This window comes from Ignavibacteriales bacterium, assembly GCA_016700155.1.
Taxonomy (GTDB): Bacteria; Bacteroidota; Ignavibacteria; order Ignavibacteriales; family Ignavibacteriaceae.
Genome location: CP065001.1, coordinates 2,714,964 through 2,730,199 on the forward strand (window position 1 = coordinate 2,714,964; position 15,236 = coordinate 2,730,199).

13 protein-coding genes are annotated in these 15,236 nt (G+C 37.4%); 7 read left to right on the top strand and 6 right to left on the bottom strand.

What is annotated here, in order from left to right:
* Nucleotides 1–73: 73 nt before the first annotated feature.
* The 3 genes from IPM56_11485 to IPM56_11495 form a co-directional block, all read right to left on the bottom strand.
* Complete coding sequence (locus IPM56_11485) at nucleotides 74–2,032, bottom strand: oligopeptide transporter, OPT family (GenBank protein QQS34882.1); 1,959 nt, start codon at nucleotides 2,030–2,032, stop codon at nucleotides 74–76.
* Between the two features lie 141 nt (nucleotides 2,033–2,173).
* Nucleotides 2,174–2,947: a TIGR02757 family protein gene (locus IPM56_11490; protein QQS34883.1), complete on the bottom strand. Its 774-nt coding sequence runs from the start codon at nucleotides 2,945–2,947 to the stop codon at nucleotides 2,174–2,176.
* Nucleotides 2,948–3,098: 151 nt separating this feature from the next.
* Complete coding sequence (locus tag IPM56_11495; protein ID QQS34884.1) at nucleotides 3,099–4,970, bottom strand: T9SS type A sorting domain-containing protein; 1,872 nt, start codon at nucleotides 4,968–4,970, stop codon at nucleotides 3,099–3,101.
* 226 nt (nucleotides 4,971–5,196) lie between these two features.
* Between IPM56_11495 and IPM56_11500 the strand changes: the two genes are divergently transcribed.
* Nucleotides 5,197–6,270: a DUF2279 domain-containing protein gene (locus IPM56_11500; GenBank protein ID QQS34885.1), complete on the top strand. Its 1,074-nt coding sequence runs from the start codon at nucleotides 5,197–5,199 to the stop codon at nucleotides 6,268–6,270.
* Nucleotides 6,271–6,291: 21 nt separating this feature from the next.
* On the opposite strand, the gene IPM56_11505 is transcribed toward IPM56_11500, so the two are convergent.
* Nucleotides 6,292–7,698 (bottom strand): glucosyl transferase, encoded by a 1,407-nt coding sequence (locus tag IPM56_11505; GenBank protein ID QQS34886.1) that lies wholly within the window; start codon nucleotides 7,696–7,698, stop codon nucleotides 6,292–6,294.
* A gap of 273 nt (nucleotides 7,699–7,971) precedes the next feature.
* Between IPM56_11505 and IPM56_11510 the strand changes: the two genes are divergently transcribed.
* On the top strand, nucleotides 7,972–9,165 hold the full coding sequence (locus IPM56_11510; protein ID QQS34887.1) for a DUF4032 domain-containing protein: 1,194 nt from the start codon (nucleotides 7,972–7,974) through the stop codon (nucleotides 9,163–9,165).
* Nucleotide 9,166: 1 nt separating this feature from the next.
* The gene (locus IPM56_11515; GenBank protein QQS34888.1) at nucleotides 9,167–9,925 is read left to right on the top strand and encodes an HAD hydrolase-like protein; all 759 of its coding nucleotides are present in this window, start codon (nucleotides 9,167–9,169) and stop codon (nucleotides 9,923–9,925) included.
* Nucleotides 9,926–9,938: 13 nt separating this feature from the next.
* Here IPM56_11515 and IPM56_11520 read toward each other — a convergent pair whose 3' ends face one another.
* The gene (locus IPM56_11520; protein QQS34889.1) at nucleotides 9,939–11,042 is read right to left on the bottom strand and encodes an ATP-grasp domain-containing protein; all 1,104 of its coding nucleotides are present in this window, start codon (nucleotides 11,040–11,042) and stop codon (nucleotides 9,939–9,941) included.
* A 97-nt stretch (nucleotides 11,043–11,139) separates the two neighbouring features.
* On the opposite strand from IPM56_11520, the gene IPM56_11525 reads away from it, so the two are divergent.
* The 4 genes from IPM56_11525 (at nucleotide 11,140) to IPM56_11540 (ending at nucleotide 14,249) form a co-directional block, all read left to right on the top strand.
* Nucleotides 11,140–11,979 (top strand): hypothetical protein, encoded by an 840-nt coding sequence (locus tag IPM56_11525; GenBank protein ID QQS34890.1) that lies wholly within the window; start codon nucleotides 11,140–11,142, stop codon nucleotides 11,977–11,979.
* A 21-nt stretch (nucleotides 11,980–12,000) separates the two neighbouring features.
* On the top strand, nucleotides 12,001–12,570 hold the full coding sequence (locus IPM56_11530) for a hydrolase (GenBank protein QQS34891.1): 570 nt from the start codon (nucleotides 12,001–12,003) through the stop codon (nucleotides 12,568–12,570).
* 94 nt (nucleotides 12,571–12,664) lie between these two features.
* Nucleotides 12,665–13,603, top strand: coding sequence for a ring-cleaving dioxygenase (locus tag IPM56_11535; GenBank protein ID QQS34892.1), 939 nt, complete (start codon nucleotides 12,665–12,667; stop codon nucleotides 13,601–13,603).
* A gap of 4 nt (nucleotides 13,604–13,607) precedes the next feature.
* Complete coding sequence (locus tag IPM56_11540) at nucleotides 13,608–14,249, top strand: dienelactone hydrolase family protein (protein QQS34893.1); 642 nt, start codon at nucleotides 13,608–13,610, stop codon at nucleotides 14,247–14,249.
* A gap of 57 nt (nucleotides 14,250–14,306) precedes the next feature.
* Here the strand turns inward: IPM56_11540 and IPM56_11545 are convergent, their stop codons facing one another.
* Nucleotides 14,307–15,026 carry a hypothetical protein gene (locus IPM56_11545; protein ID QQS34894.1) on the bottom strand — a complete coding sequence of 240 codons (720 nt, stop codon included), beginning with the start codon at nucleotides 15,024–15,026 and terminating at the stop codon, nucleotides 14,307–14,309.
* Between the last annotated feature and the right edge of the window lie 210 nt (nucleotides 15,027–15,236).

Genomic DNA, 15,236 nt, shown 5'->3' on the forward strand with positions numbered 1-15,236 from the left:
AAATTCTGTATAAAAATATTATGTCAGTCTGTGATGCAGACTGACATAATAATAAGTGAACTCAATTTTTATTTTACATTGATACCTGAGGCGGAGCCGGATCATCCGGTTTGCCTGCATTGTTAACAGGTATTTTTATTAAGAGCCATGCAATAAATGCAAACACTACCAGACTTATTATAAATGTCGGTTCAGCAAAGAAACTGAATAACGGAACTTCGAAGAATGCAAATCCTGCAAACAGAAGTCCGATTAATGCTTCACCGGCAATAAGTCCTGCGGCGATGAGTATTCCGTTATTTTCAACTCTTGATTTTTGAGCATCGTTGAATTTCTTCTTTTCATTTATTCTTTCAACAACACCTTTTATTAAACCGCCGACAAATATTGCGAATGTAGTTCCGAGCGGAAGATACATACCAACAGAAACAAGCATCGGGCTTTTAACATTCATCATAATAAAGCCGACACCCATTAACATTCCTGTAAAGATGAGTATCCATTCCATTTGTCCGGCAACAATACCGTTTGATAAGATTGCCATCAAGCTTGCCTGTGGCGCCGGTAGTTTATCTCCGCCAAATCCTGTTCCGCCTGATTTGATATCACCTTCGTGAAGTATCAATAGAGGTATGAACATAATTGCCGCGGAAACAACAACACCTATAATATCACCAAGCTGCATTTTCCATGGTGTACCGCCAAGTATGTGTCCGGCTTTTAAGTCCTGAAGCATTTCACCCGCAACTGCGGCTGCAACGCATACAACGGCTGCAACTCCGAGAACTGCTGCTACTCCCTGCATACCTTTCATACCGAGTGCAACCATAAGGATAGCTGCAACAACTAATGTTGAAAGTGTCAGTCCGCTTATAGGGTTGTTACTTGAACCGATTATACCGACAAGGTATCCTGATACTGCGGCAAAGAAAAATCCCGCGATGATCATAACAATTGTTGCGACAAGCGCTGCAGCAATATCCTGCGCGAAATAATTGTAAATGAAAAATGTAGCGACTGCTGTACCGAGAATTCCGATCATCACCCATTTAAAGCTGATGTCTTTTTCGGTTCTTTGTACATCAACGGAAACACCGGAAGCTGCTTTTTTAACATCACCGATTGATCTTGCGATACCGGTCATTAAACTTTTTCTCATCTTCCAGAGAGTGAATGATGCACCGACAAGCATTCCGCCGATTGCTATCGGTCTTACATAATCTTTCCATACCTGAACCATAGCTGTTGACCAGTCAAAATCAGGTGTAACTTCGGCGCCGTTTAAATATTTGAAGTACGCTATGATTGGTGCAAGTAAACCCCATGCTAAAACACCGCCGCTGAAGTTTAAAGCTGCAAGGCGCGGACCGATAATGTAACCGACACCCATATATGCGGGACTTACATCAGGCGATCTGAAAAGAACGTGACCGTTGCCTAATGTTATAAGTGATGTCCACGAAGTTGCAAATAATTTAAATTGACCGAGTGACTGTATCAGCGCTCCGATACCCATTGCACTGAATAAAAATTTTGAACCGCCTGCTCCATGTCTTCCTGCTTTGTGGATTTCTGCTGCCGCAACTGATTCAGGGAAAGGTAATTCAACATCTTCAACCATTACTCTTCTCAAAAGTGCAACGAACATAATTCCGAGAATACCGCCCGCAACCATAATAGCTGCAGATATCATATAGTTTGCAGTTGTATAGAATGGATTCCATATTCCTGCAATAAAAAATGCCGGTAATGTAAAGATGGCACCTGCGGCGATTGATTCACCGATTGAACCAACTGTTCTTGTAAAGTTTTCTTCTAAGATTGAGCCCTTCATTAATTTGATGAGAGCCATACCTATAACTGCAGCAGGATAAGTTGCTGCTATCGTCATTCCTGCTTTCAGTCCGAGGTATGCATTGGCGGCACCAAGCACCACAGCCAAAACTAAACCGATGATTAAAGCACGAATTGTAAATTCCGCCATGTTTGTCTCAGGGGAAACGAAAGGTACGAAGGGTTTCTTTTCGCTCATATTCACTCCTTCTGATCGTGAGAAAGTTAAAATTTCAGAAATAAAACTATAAAAATTTTATTCAATAAACGCTCAAATATAAAGAGGAATTAACAGGTCTCCAATATCTATTTTCAAAAAGATGGGGTATATCGCTATACTTCAGAACTTTATTTTGCGCATTCCAATGTGACACAAAGCAAAATCATACTTTACAGGATCATCGGCATCAAACTTCTTTAAATTATGAGTTATCTCTTCAGCCATTTTCCAGCTTACATTTTTTTGAGATGTGAGCTTAAGATGTTTGCTGATCTTTGCAATATGCGTATCGACAGGAATGATAAGTTTGTCAGCGGGAATTTCATTCCATATTCCAAAATCGAGTTCATCTTTACGAACCATCCATCGAAGAAATAAATTCATTCTCTTACACGCACTTCCCTTTTCGGGTGAAGGAAACATAAATTTAATTCCGTGAGTGGGTTTTCCAAATAATCTTAAGTATTCTTCTAAAAAATATTGGGAAAAATTTGTAATCCCGTTTTTTACATTTACATCAGATGAGGTATATCCATTAAGAAATAATTCTTTAAGTGAGCCATGTTTTTTGATTGTCTTGTTGAGCAAAATAAAAAGTGCATTAACATCCGCTTCAGAGTAAAACCTATGTTTGAGATTAATTTTATATCGACTGTTTAATGCGATGATATGTTTATAAGGAACCGGTTGTAGAAAACTGTTAAGCGCGTTTAGAGTATTTAAAATCTGCTTTACATTTCCATAAGCAAATATTGATGACAGGAATCCCATTACTTCGATGTCATTTTCTTTTTTATATAGATGAAGAAACTGCAGTGGGTCAGGTTCGATCTGTGTTTTGTCGAAAGCTTTAAAGTGATATTCGAGTTTCTGTTTGAGGGTTTTGTGATTCATAAAATTCGGATGTGAATATAGGAATTGTCAGAGTCAAAACCTTTGATGCAGTCCGGTAGCCGCAGGCTTCAGCCTGCGGACGTTCAACCGGATAATATTCAAAAACTCCCGCACTCTCTCAACCTGAAGGTTGAGGCTACTTCATAGAAAACTATTTCAACAGAATCATTTTCCTTGTCTGTTCAAACGCACCTGCCTGAATTTTATAAAGATAAATTCCGCTGGTTAGTCTGCCAGCATCGAGACTGACCTCGTGTACACCGGAATTTTGTTCCTTGTTTACCAATGTCAGTATTTCTTCTCCCAGTACGTCATATACTTTCAAAGTAACGTAAGAAGCTTCCGGCAGTTGATAGCTTATTGTAGTTACAGGGTTAAACGGGTTGGGATAATTCTGATCAAGTTTAAAACTATTGCCGACTATGAGATTAATTTCTATTTCTTCTGAATAGTTTACATCACCATTATAATCGATTTGCTTTAACCTGTACTTATAAACTCCGCTGTTTTCAGGTTTGTCAGCAAAACTATAAGAGTTATTCTGTGATGTCGTTCCTTTGCCTTCAACAAAGCCTATCGTGATGTATTCAGTTGAACCACCCTGTTTTGATTTTAAGATTGAAGCTCTTTGAACTTCAAATCCCCTGTTATTTAATTCAGAAGAGGTGCGCCAGAATAAATTAACACTACCGTTATCAATACCTGAAGTGAATTCGCTTAACTCAACGGGAAGTATATAACTGGAATCATTTATTATTGCAGTCCACACACTCAGACTGCTTCCGTCAAGCCGCATCCATATAGGGTAAACCATTCCGTTAAATGCGGCAATGTTTGAGTAATCACCAAAGAAAATTCCTGAACTTGGAGTAAATGGAGATTCACTTACTTTAAAGTTCATAAAAGTTTCACCGCCGTCAATTGATCTTGCAACATAAACATCTGTTGCTGATCCTGTTGTGTTTCTCCTGTCATAAAAAACTACATAGATAATTCCGGTTTTGGGATCAACGGTCATCCATGGAAAAAACTGATGTCGATCAGTAACATCATCATTAACTTTTTTCGCTGCTGACCATGTGTTTCCGCCGTCAGTTGATTTGCTCATGAACACATCGGAGTTAGTTGTACCGTTTCTCTGATCTCCCCAGCAGATATAAATATTTCCGCGGTTGGGAGAAAAGCTAATATCACACGCGGTGATTGGCATTCCGTTACAGCGGTAAATTCCGGGAACATTAAAATCCCAGCCGCCCGGCATACTGTTAACAAAAATATCTGAACCGAAAGTAACTCCGCCATTAGTTGATTTATCAAAAACAATTCCTAACGGTCCAGCCCAGCTTACATAAATTTCACCGTTTGGTCCCACCGCAGGAACAGCGCCCTCTACTGTTTCATCGCTGTCAATACAATTGCCACCGCGTTCACTTAGTCTAAGCGGGGTTGACCAGGTAATTCCCTGATCGGTAGATCTTGAAAATAAAATTCGTGAACTGTCTGCAGAGGATGAACTTCCGTAATCATCAAACTCTGTCCACGATGTATAAATATTTCCGCGGTAAGGTGAACGGGTCAAATCAACAGCAAGCCATTCTTTATCCTGGTTTTTAGGATACGTATAACCAACACCCGCGCCATCATTCCAGCTGATACCATGATCCGTTGAGCGCTGGATTACGATTCTGTCAATCCAGTAACCGCTGATAGGATTTGAAAGATGAGAATAGTACAGGTAACCAAGACTATCAAATATCACAACAGGGTCACCCCAAACACCGAGCGTTGAACTAAGTTCATTCTGTATCCAGGTTGTGCCGCCGTTTGTTGAGCGGTAGAAATAATTAATGTTGGCTCCCGCCGCAAGTATGTTGGGATTAACAGGATTTATCGCAATGGTTACTTCTTCCGGATCATTAAATCCAACACTGCTTACACGGACGTTAGGGTATTGCGCAAATATTATTGAAGTGAGGATAAGCGAGAAGCAAAGCACACTAAATGTTGTTTGTAAAAAATTCATCAGTTCACCCTTTTTATATTTAATTAAATTCAACTAGCATAAAAATAAATCAACGCATAATTCACTGAACCTATTCATAGATCATCCGGTCTTTCTTCTGCAAACTTAAAGAATTTTAGAACTTAACTAAACAATTTTCTTTTCGATTATTAATCACTAATACATTGCTAATTACACAGGTAAAAAATATTTTTGAATTGTTGTTCATCGTTACTTTAAACATTTAATGCAAAATAAATTTTTAATATTTTTCATCCTGGTTGGAATTGCCTCAATTTCAGGGCAGACACTAACACAAACTTCTGATGAATTTCAGTACCTGCAGACAAAGTTAAATTTGCAAAATAATCCGAGTGGCACATCACAGATTCAATTCAAGTCATCACTAATGTCATTAAGAAATTTTCGTGGTGATGATTTTAGCCAGAAATTTTTAAAGGATAAAAGATTCTACGATGGCGCAATTCTTAGCGATGGAACAACCTGGCGGGATAATTCTGATGTAAGCAGTACAAAACTTTACAGCATATTCGGAGTGATTGCTTTGGCAGATGCTCTTGGTTATCTGAAATTAAAAGAGATGTGGTACAAGAACGAAACAACAAAATTCCACGCAATAGATTTTCATGCCGATGGTTTAAAATACCAGTTGATGGATAAATACGGTCACGGACTTCATGCATATTTCGTAAGTGATCTTACAACAAAAGCATACCGCTGGGCGGGAGTTTCGGGCAATGAATCAATTCTCTACGGCTCACTTACCGGCTGGTTATGGATGCTGCAGATAGAAGTAATGGACGGATTTTTTGCTGACTGGGGTTTTAGCTGGGGCGATCTTCTTGCTAACACCGCCGGAGCGGGTTTCTCGGCACTCAATCAGATTTATCCGGATGAGTTTGGCGGACTTCAGCCTAAATTCAGTTACCATACGTCAGACGCGTTGAAGAATCATCTGTATAACAATGGCGCTACAAATCCAGTTGATGATTATGAAGGTCTAACTTTCTGGCTCGGAGTAAATCCATATCATTATCTTCCATCTTCAATTAAGGAAGCTGTTCCCGTTTGGCTAAGACCACTTGGTGTTGCAGTTGGTTACAGTGCGGAAGGTATTGCTAACAGTCCGCAAGGCGGAAGAAGAGAAATTTTTATCGGGCTTGATATTGACCTGCGTCAGATAAATGTCGGTGAAAGCAACTTCTTAAAATTTTTATTGACAGAACTTAATTTTGTAAGACTTCCTTTGCCTGCTGTAAGATTAACTCCAACGGGGATTTGGTACGGGTTATATTTTTAGAATATTTTTTTAAGCATTACATCATCTCATATAAACTGTGACTACAGCCTGATTTATTTTTTTTCCAACTGTAACTATTATATCACCGTTCATATCAACACCATAATACATAGTTGTATTTTGAAAACTAAATGGTTCACCAATCTGAACAGCAGTTATTCCATTATGGTGTTGCACACTGCCAAATTCTCCAACTACACAAAAATCATTTTGACTGTTTCCTGATACATCGTGTATGAAGCTGCGCGATGGAAATCCTCCCGGGTAGTTACCTTCAACACCATTAAGAAACCTCCACCTATTATTTCTGTACCTGTAAATAAAACTTCCACCCATTATCACGCTGCCTCCCTCATCCACCCAAAGCCCACTGAATATTCCATACAATTGTGATATAAATAATTTGCTTGTGTCAACCTGATTATCCGAATATCCATCTATTATTTTTTCTGCTGTCTGAACACCGTTCAGTTTTAGTACGATGCTTTCACTTGTTAAATAACTTCCGCCACTTGCATAAACATCACCCTCCGAGTTACCATGAACCTTGATTAATGGCAATGTTGTCCCACTTTCAATCCTTATCCACTGGCTGCCGTTGTAGTAGGCTATCGTACCAAGTGTACCAACAAAATAGATATCTGATGAGGAAGAGCCCCATATTTTAGTTAAATATCCGTCCTGTTGGGTTAGTATTCCCATATCAAACAAATGATATTGCTGCCAGTTTGTTCCATCACCTTTAATTGGTACACCTGAGGATAACCATATTTCACTATTAGCTAGAGCAAATATTCCATATAATGGAGGAGTTATTAAGTTCCCTCTATATAAAACCGAAATCTTTTTGACTTCCCATTCATTACCATCCCAATGCACAGCATTATATGCGTGCGGATCAGGATTCCCAAGTGAGTCATTCATAAAAATTTCACCAACTGCCCAGATATTATTATCATCAATAATAGCTACATCATAAAGTACACTGCTGCTGTGCTGTCCAAACTCAAATGTTTGCCAGGTGTAGTTGTGGCTGGTGGTGTCCATTGTAGTCACGCTAACTTCGTTGCTCGAATGGTTGATTGACTGAATGACTGATTGAAAGTTGTAGGTTTGGTTTGGCAGGAGTGAATCGATGTAGAGCGTTGTATCACTGCTGTTAAATGAGAAGAATGTTTTTATAACTGTGCTGTCTTTCTTCAGTTCAAGATCAACAGGCAGGGTTATGTTTTCTAACTTCAGGTTCAGCCAGGCTTCTGTACAGCTTACATCTTCAACCGCGAGGTTTATTTTTGGTTGAGGTGGCGGAGGAATCACGGCTGTATCTTCTTTGCAGGAAGGGATGCTGAATAAGAGTAAGATAAAGCTTGCCCGCCGCAACATTCGTGGAGGCGGGATTAAGAAAAAATAATTTTTCAGTCTACCCATCGTTTAAATTTTTCTTAATCCAAATTACAAGAAGGAAATGAAAGAATCACGCACTTATTTTTAACTTTGCGATTTCTCTGCGCTACTGAGCCTGGTTTGAATTCAGCTTTGCGATCTTTGCGGTAAAGAAAAAGGCAATGGGACACTGATAATACAGATGAAACTGATTTTCACTGATCTGAGACTTTAACTCATTGTTAATACAACAAATTTTTTCAATTCTTTTTATTCAATTATATTTAGTCTATTCTTGAACAGAAATTGATTCTTTAAATGGATAAAAAATATCTTGTACTAAATCTATTTCCCGAATACAGGCCCGACCTGGAAGATCTTCCATGGAATATTCCGCTTAATGAGTGGACTGATAAACACGCTAAGTTCCTTGATATAAGAAAAGGAGTTTCTAAGCATACTGTCCGTTTCATAAAAACAAAAGATTATGCTTTTGCAATTAAACAGACATCCCCGCTCAATGCATACTTTGAAAGCGAAACTTTTTCACGTCTGCTAGAAAAAGGAATTCACACTCTTATTCCTGCCGGTTATATTTTTTATAAAAAAGATTTGTTCGAAGAAAAGACTAATGAAAAAGATGCTCTGTCATTCCTCGTAACAATACTTGAGGGAAAATCAATCCCGCATTCAATCCTGTTCAAATGGGATTTTTCTGAAACCAGCCGTAAGTCCATTTACAGAGCTGCAGCAGAGCTATTGGCGGAACTTCATTATAAAAATATTTTCTGGGGCGATGCTTCCCTTTCGAATATTCTTATCAAGTTTATTAAATCAAAAGATGAAAAAGGAAAAACAAAAACTGAGTTAAAAGCTTTTCTTTCTGATTCGGAAACTATTCAATTCTTAAAAAATATTTCCGCTGAACTGAAACAAAAAGACCTGCAAAGATTTTTTGAATCAATGAAAAACATAAGCCAGGAACTGCCGGATAAATCTGATTCCGTTGTAAAGGATGACCAGGAGTTTTTCAGGACAGAGTATCAGAATAATTATTCGCTTCTTACAAAAGCGGCTGACTTCGAAAACAAAACCGGTCTGAACATACGGAAACATTTTTACAGGTTTACTGATCAGTACTCAGTTGATTCTATCTTCAAACAAATCGAAGAACATAAATGGTACCTGAGTGAGAAAGCCGGACACGAAATAGATATCAAGGACGCGGCGAATGAATGGGTGAAAAAAATTTATAAGCCAATCATTAATGAATTCAATAAGATTAAGCTGTTCGATTATTTTCCGGATACAAATTCTGTTAAACTTTATGCGGATATAATGGCTCATAAATATTATCTGAGCATTGAAAAAGGTGAAGACATCGGCATTGAAACGGCTATACGAAGTTATGGTGAAAAATATTCAAATAAGGAACAATCGATATTCACCAAATTTATTGAGAGACTTTTAAAACGAATTACCAAAATAGTTCCTCCTAATTACAATCTTTAAAATGAAACATCCGCTATTAATAGACTTTGACGGTGTAATTAATCTGAATGGGAAAATTGCCCCGGATGCAAAATCTTTTTTAGGATATCTTGTAAAAGAAAAAATTCCTTCTTTAATTCTCAGCAACTCAACACTTAAATCTTCGGCAGATATTCAGAAGTATTTGGAAGTGAATGGAATAGATTTAAATATTCCTTCTATCACAACTGTGGATGCTTCAGTTGAATTTCTTAAGAAGCACTATAAAACCGCAAGCGTTTACTGCGGTGAAAAAGTCAAACATCATTTTTCTGATATACCTGATTCAGAAAATCCCGAAGCAATACTTATCGGTGATCTTGAACAAAACTGGACTTATGAAATTCTGAATGAAATGCTTTTGAAAGTTTTAAACGGCGCTGAAATTATTGCGATGCAGAAGAATCGTTATTGGAAGAAAGATGAAAAGATTCTGATGGATGCAGGTTCATTTGTCTCGGCACTTGAATTTGCCTCATCAAAAAAATCATTGCTGATAGGTAAACCATCGGAACTATATTACAGCAATGCTCTTGCCGAACTTGGATTCACAAATAATGAAACTTTTTTTATGCTGGGTGATGCTGTTGAAAGTGATATTGTTCCGGTTCAGCGAATGAATGGAAAAGGTATTTTGATTTATTCTGGCAAAACCAAATATCCTTTTAAAGAGAAAACTGTGAAACCTGACTACGAAACTTTTAATTTAACTGATGTGATTAGAATTTTATCCGAACTGTAAACTCAATCTGAGTTTATTTGCCTGTCATCAAGCCTAGAGTTCCTTCAAAAAAACCATTGCCGTTGTTTCTTTTATTTCTTTCAAGTGCAAGTTCAACAATTCTCTGTAAAGCTGTACCGTATGTAAAACCCGCAGCTTCCGCCGAACGCATAAATCCGGCGCCTTCAGTAAGGTCGGGATTTGGATTGACTTCGAGAACATACAGTTCACCTTTGTGAGACAGGCGCATATCAATCCTCGCGTAATCTCTGCATCCCATAATCTTGAATGCCTTCAGCGCGTTATCTTTGGCTTTAGCTTCAATACGTTTTGGAAGTTTTGCCGGACATATAGGAATTGTTTTATGATAAGATTCATGCAGCGGATCCCATTTTGCCTGGTAGCTTACAATGTTAAAAAGATGTCCGGGCATTTTTTCAAAACTGATTTCACTGATGGGAAGTGTAACCGGGTTTTTATCTCCCAGCACCGCAACATTAAGTTCTCTTCCATCAATAAATTCTTCAATCAAAGATGGCTGTAAAAAATGATGATGCACATATTCAATACGTCTGCTTAGCTGCCTGTCGTTTGATACTATCGATTCATTCTCAATTCCAACACTTGCATCTTCGTATGCCGGTTTAACTATAATTGGAAATTTGAGTTTATGGTTCAATCTCTTAACGGGTTTATTAACAAGCATAAACTCAGGTGTCTTTATGCCTGAAGCTTTCAAAATTCTTTTAGCAAGAACTTTGTTCTGGCAGTTAGCTAACGCATCTGAAGGTGCCCCCGTAAAAGGAATTCCTATCAGCTCAAGTAAACCGACGATATTCATTTCAAGGCGTGCATTATCTTTATAAAGTTCAATGAAATTGAAAAGCACATCCGGCTGATTTTTTTTTATTTCCCTCAGAAGCAGGTTTAGATTATCGCTTATATTTAAAGTATATGCGTCAAGCCCTAACTTCCTTAGTGATTCAGCAATAATTTCAAATTCTTCGATAGGTGTAAGCTCATCGACTTCAAAATATGGAATGAAGTCCAATTCTTTAACTTCATGGTCTACAGATTTGGCGTAAAAATCCGGGTGAGCTTCGTTATATACAATTGCAACTTTTGTTTTTGTTCTCATTCTAAAATAAAAATAAAGAAAAATAGCATTTCAGCAAAATTTTATAGAATTTTATACTCAACTAAAACACTATCAAAATTAAAATTCAGTTTTTAAGATGAGTTTTTATCCACAACCCTACAAATACCAGTGCGGACCTTTCGCCCTGAAATACGGGCTTATAATGCTCGGTCTTTTCGAAAATGAAAAAGAAATTGCAAAACGTGCCGGAAGTACATGGTGGTACGGTACCGATGAAATCGGTTTAGCTAAAGCTGCAAAAAGTTTTGATTGCAGGATGAAATATTTCAGAAGGGAAACTCCTGAGGAAGCGATCAAAGCATTAAATGATCATTTGAAAAAAGGATTACCATGCATATTAAGTGTCGATAACTGGGAACACTGGTTTACAGTTATTAACGCTCAGCATAATAAATATATAACGGTTGACAGCGGGCTTGATAAAGTTATTGTGATTTATTCGGCAAACCAGATATTAAGAAGATGGAAATATGTTGATTCGGAAACGGGGTTTGCAAGTTATGATGGTTACGCACTCTCATCAAACTTTAAATCACTTACAAAGGCAAAGTTCTCATTAGAAAAAGCTAAGTATGTAATGCGGGATCAGAACCGTCATCTTGCGGAACAGTGGGATACTTACTTTAATGATTTAATTACTATCTGCCGCCCACGTACGGCTCAGGCTAAAAGGACAATTTCATTCAATGAATTTTTAAGACGACATGAAAAACTTCTTATTAAGGAAGTAGCAAACTGGCATGGAACACCTACTTACCGTGAGCTGGCAAAAATTTTAAAGAACATGCAGTTCGTTGCTGAAGTTTATGATCTTATTATTCACGCTGAAGATCAAAAGAAAGCACTGATCGACCTGGCTTCTATACTTATGATGTATGCATGCGGTAAATACGGTATGGATCCGATTTATGAATAAACTTTTTATTTAGGAGTCACAATGGAAAATTCAATGAAAAGAAACAGTAAGATCCTCGTAAGGGATACTACTGCCCTGCTGATCATCGATATTCAGGAAAAGATTTTAAAAGTGATGACTGATCCTGATTCTGTTATCATTAATACAATCAAACTTATAAAAGGATTTAAGATTTTAAACATTCCGATTTTCTTTACCGAACAATATCCTAAAGGACTGGGAATAACAGCAGCACCTCTTAAAAAAGAACTTGAAGGATTAAGCGCTATTCAAAAAATGAGTTTCAGTTGTTTTGGTGCGCCCAACTTTTTTACAAGACTTAATGACAATAACGTAACTCAGGTTGTCGTTGCAGGTGTGGAATCACACGTTTGCGTACAGCAGACAGTACTTGATTTAATTGCAAATAATTTCCAGGTTAATGTTGCCGCGGATGCAGTTTCATCAAGAAAAGAAAGTGATTACAAATTCGCACTGGACAGAATGAAAAGCCACGGTGTGGAAGTGACCACCACCGAAGCGATTTTGTTTGAACTGTTAAATGAAAGCGGCACTGAAGAATTCAAACAAATTTCAAAAATTGTAAAGTAGATTTGGAATAATTCAGTTTAGCTTTGAAAGTTTTTGTTTAAGTAGTTTTCAATCTTCCCTCTCCGGATTTTTTAATTATAAAGCGAGGTATTAAATGAACCATAACATAAATGGTATTCACCATATCACAGCTATTGCGGGCAATCCTCAATCGAATTATAATTTTTATGTTAAGAATCTTGGATTACGTTTTATCAAAAAGACTGTGAACTTTGATGACCCGTATACTTATCATCTTTATTATGGTGATGAAGCCGGGAACCCCGGAACCATTCTCACATTCTTTCCATGGTTAAACGCAGTAAAAGGAAAAAAAGGCAGCGGACAGATAACAACAATTTCTTTTTCTATCCTGCCATCTTCAATTGACTTCTGGATGAACAGGCTTCGCGAATTAAACATTGAAACGACAGGTCCGTTCAAAAGATTTAATGAAGATGTAATTATTTTTTATGATGAAGATGAGTTTGAACTTGAACTGGTTGCATCATTAAATGAAAAAAGGAAAGGATGGGCAAACGGTGATATTCCTGTCGAACACTCGATAAAAGGATTTTACGGTGTTACAACATCTTTGACGGAATATTCGCAAACTCAAAAACTTTTAACAGAAGTGATGGGATTCAAAAAGATTTCGGAAGAACAAAACAGGATCCGGTTCGAAAGTAATGATGCGGGACCTAGCTCTTATTATGATATCTTACATCTTCCGGGAAATATTCATGGCAGAATGGGAATTGGTGCTGTTCACCATATTGCATGGAGAACTCATAATGATGAAACACAGTCAGCGGTAAGAAATAATCTGTTATCGTTTGATATGCATGTAACTCCGATTGTTGACAGGAACTATTTCCATTCAATTTATTTCCGTGAACCGGGAAATGTTTTGTTTGAAGTTGCAACCGATCCCCCGGGCTTTACAGTTGATGAACCTCTAGAGCAGCTTGGCAGACAATTGAAACTTCCATCCTGGTACGAAAATGACAGGCAGTCAATTGAGAAAGCCTTGCCGCAACTAATCACGGAATAAAATTATGAACACTGTTCTTACTGATCCACATAAAGATCAGCCTGTTCTGTTTAAAGGTGAATCAAAATCACCCAAAGCAGGAATGATATTGATTCACGGCAGAGGCGCGGATGCAGAAAGTATCTTGACCTTAACCGATTTATTCGACGTGAAAGATTTTATTTATGCTGCCCCTCAGGCTTTTAATAATACTTGGTATCCATACAGCTTTCTAACTCCCATCAGCGATAATGAACCCGGAATAACTTCAGGTCTTAATAAAATAAAAACAACCATTAATTCATTAAATGAAAAAGGCATTGATACAGGGAAAATTTTCCTGCTTGGTTTTTCACAAGGCGCGTGCCTGGCACTTGAATATGCTTCAAGATATCCGCAAAAGTTTGGCGGTGTAATCGGCTTAAGCGGTGGTTTAATAGGACCTGATGGTTTGGAAAGAAAACAAAACGGATCACTTATTAAAACAAAAATATTTATCGGCTGCAGCGATATTGACCCTCACATTCCGTTACAAAGAGTTCATTATACTGCTGACTTCCTTCAACAAGCAGGAGGAGAAGTCATAAAAAAAATATATCCGAATTTAGGTCACACAATAAATGATGATGAACTTCATCACATAAATAAGATTATGAATGAAGTCTGAAATGCGGGCAAAAAAAAGGTTGCCATCACAAAGGAATGACAACCTCATGAGAAAAATCTAATCGAATACCGCTTCAAGTTTCTGATAACTGGAATGCATTTCATCCAGTTTTTGATTCATTATCTCCGGGTCTTCACTTTCAACCGATGATATAAATATTTTTGTGTTACCTATTAACTCGACTACTGCTTTATCAAACTGATCCTGTTTGGCGGATAATCTTGAAGGAAGTTTAGCATCTTTTAATGCTTCTGCTTTTAACATTAATCCGGAAGTTAACCCTTTCACTTTATCTAATTCATTACCCGGAAGGTAGTGATGATAAATCATGTACAAATCTTTATGGTATTCTTCAACTTCCTTTAAAACCGGGCGAATTGTTCGAACAAGATTTTCATAATTTGAATGAAGTACTTCTGCTGCTTTTAACAGACGCGCATCATCATCACCCATGCTTGCGGAAACATATTCCTCAACAGACATTTTGAATTTATTAATTCCTTCACTCCATTTGCTTTCCTTATCCCTAAGGATTCCCGGTAATTCAACCTCATAAATTTTTTGAGCAGAGTTTTTTACATCATCTGAAAAATCTCTGAGTAATTGATAGTTCTTTTCGGGAAATGCTTCGTGCCAGATGGGATAAATAACTTCGTGAAAATCTGATAGCGCCGGAATGTTTTTATCTGTTTCGTGCTCATACTCCTGCGCATAATTACTCTGCAGACACAAAATCAGGATTACAAAAAATGCATTTAGAAATAATGATACTTTCATGGCTCTCCCTTAAATAATATTAATTTATATATGACAAATGAGACAATTAAAGTTCAGAAAAAGTTTTATCTTTTCAAGACTCATACATAGAAAAAAGACAACTATGAGAATGACACAAAATTGATATACATAATTTAGCTTTTTTTTCAATTACACTACGTCTGTTCAACGGTTTGATTTTTGTTAACAGAAAAAAATTAAAGTAACTAA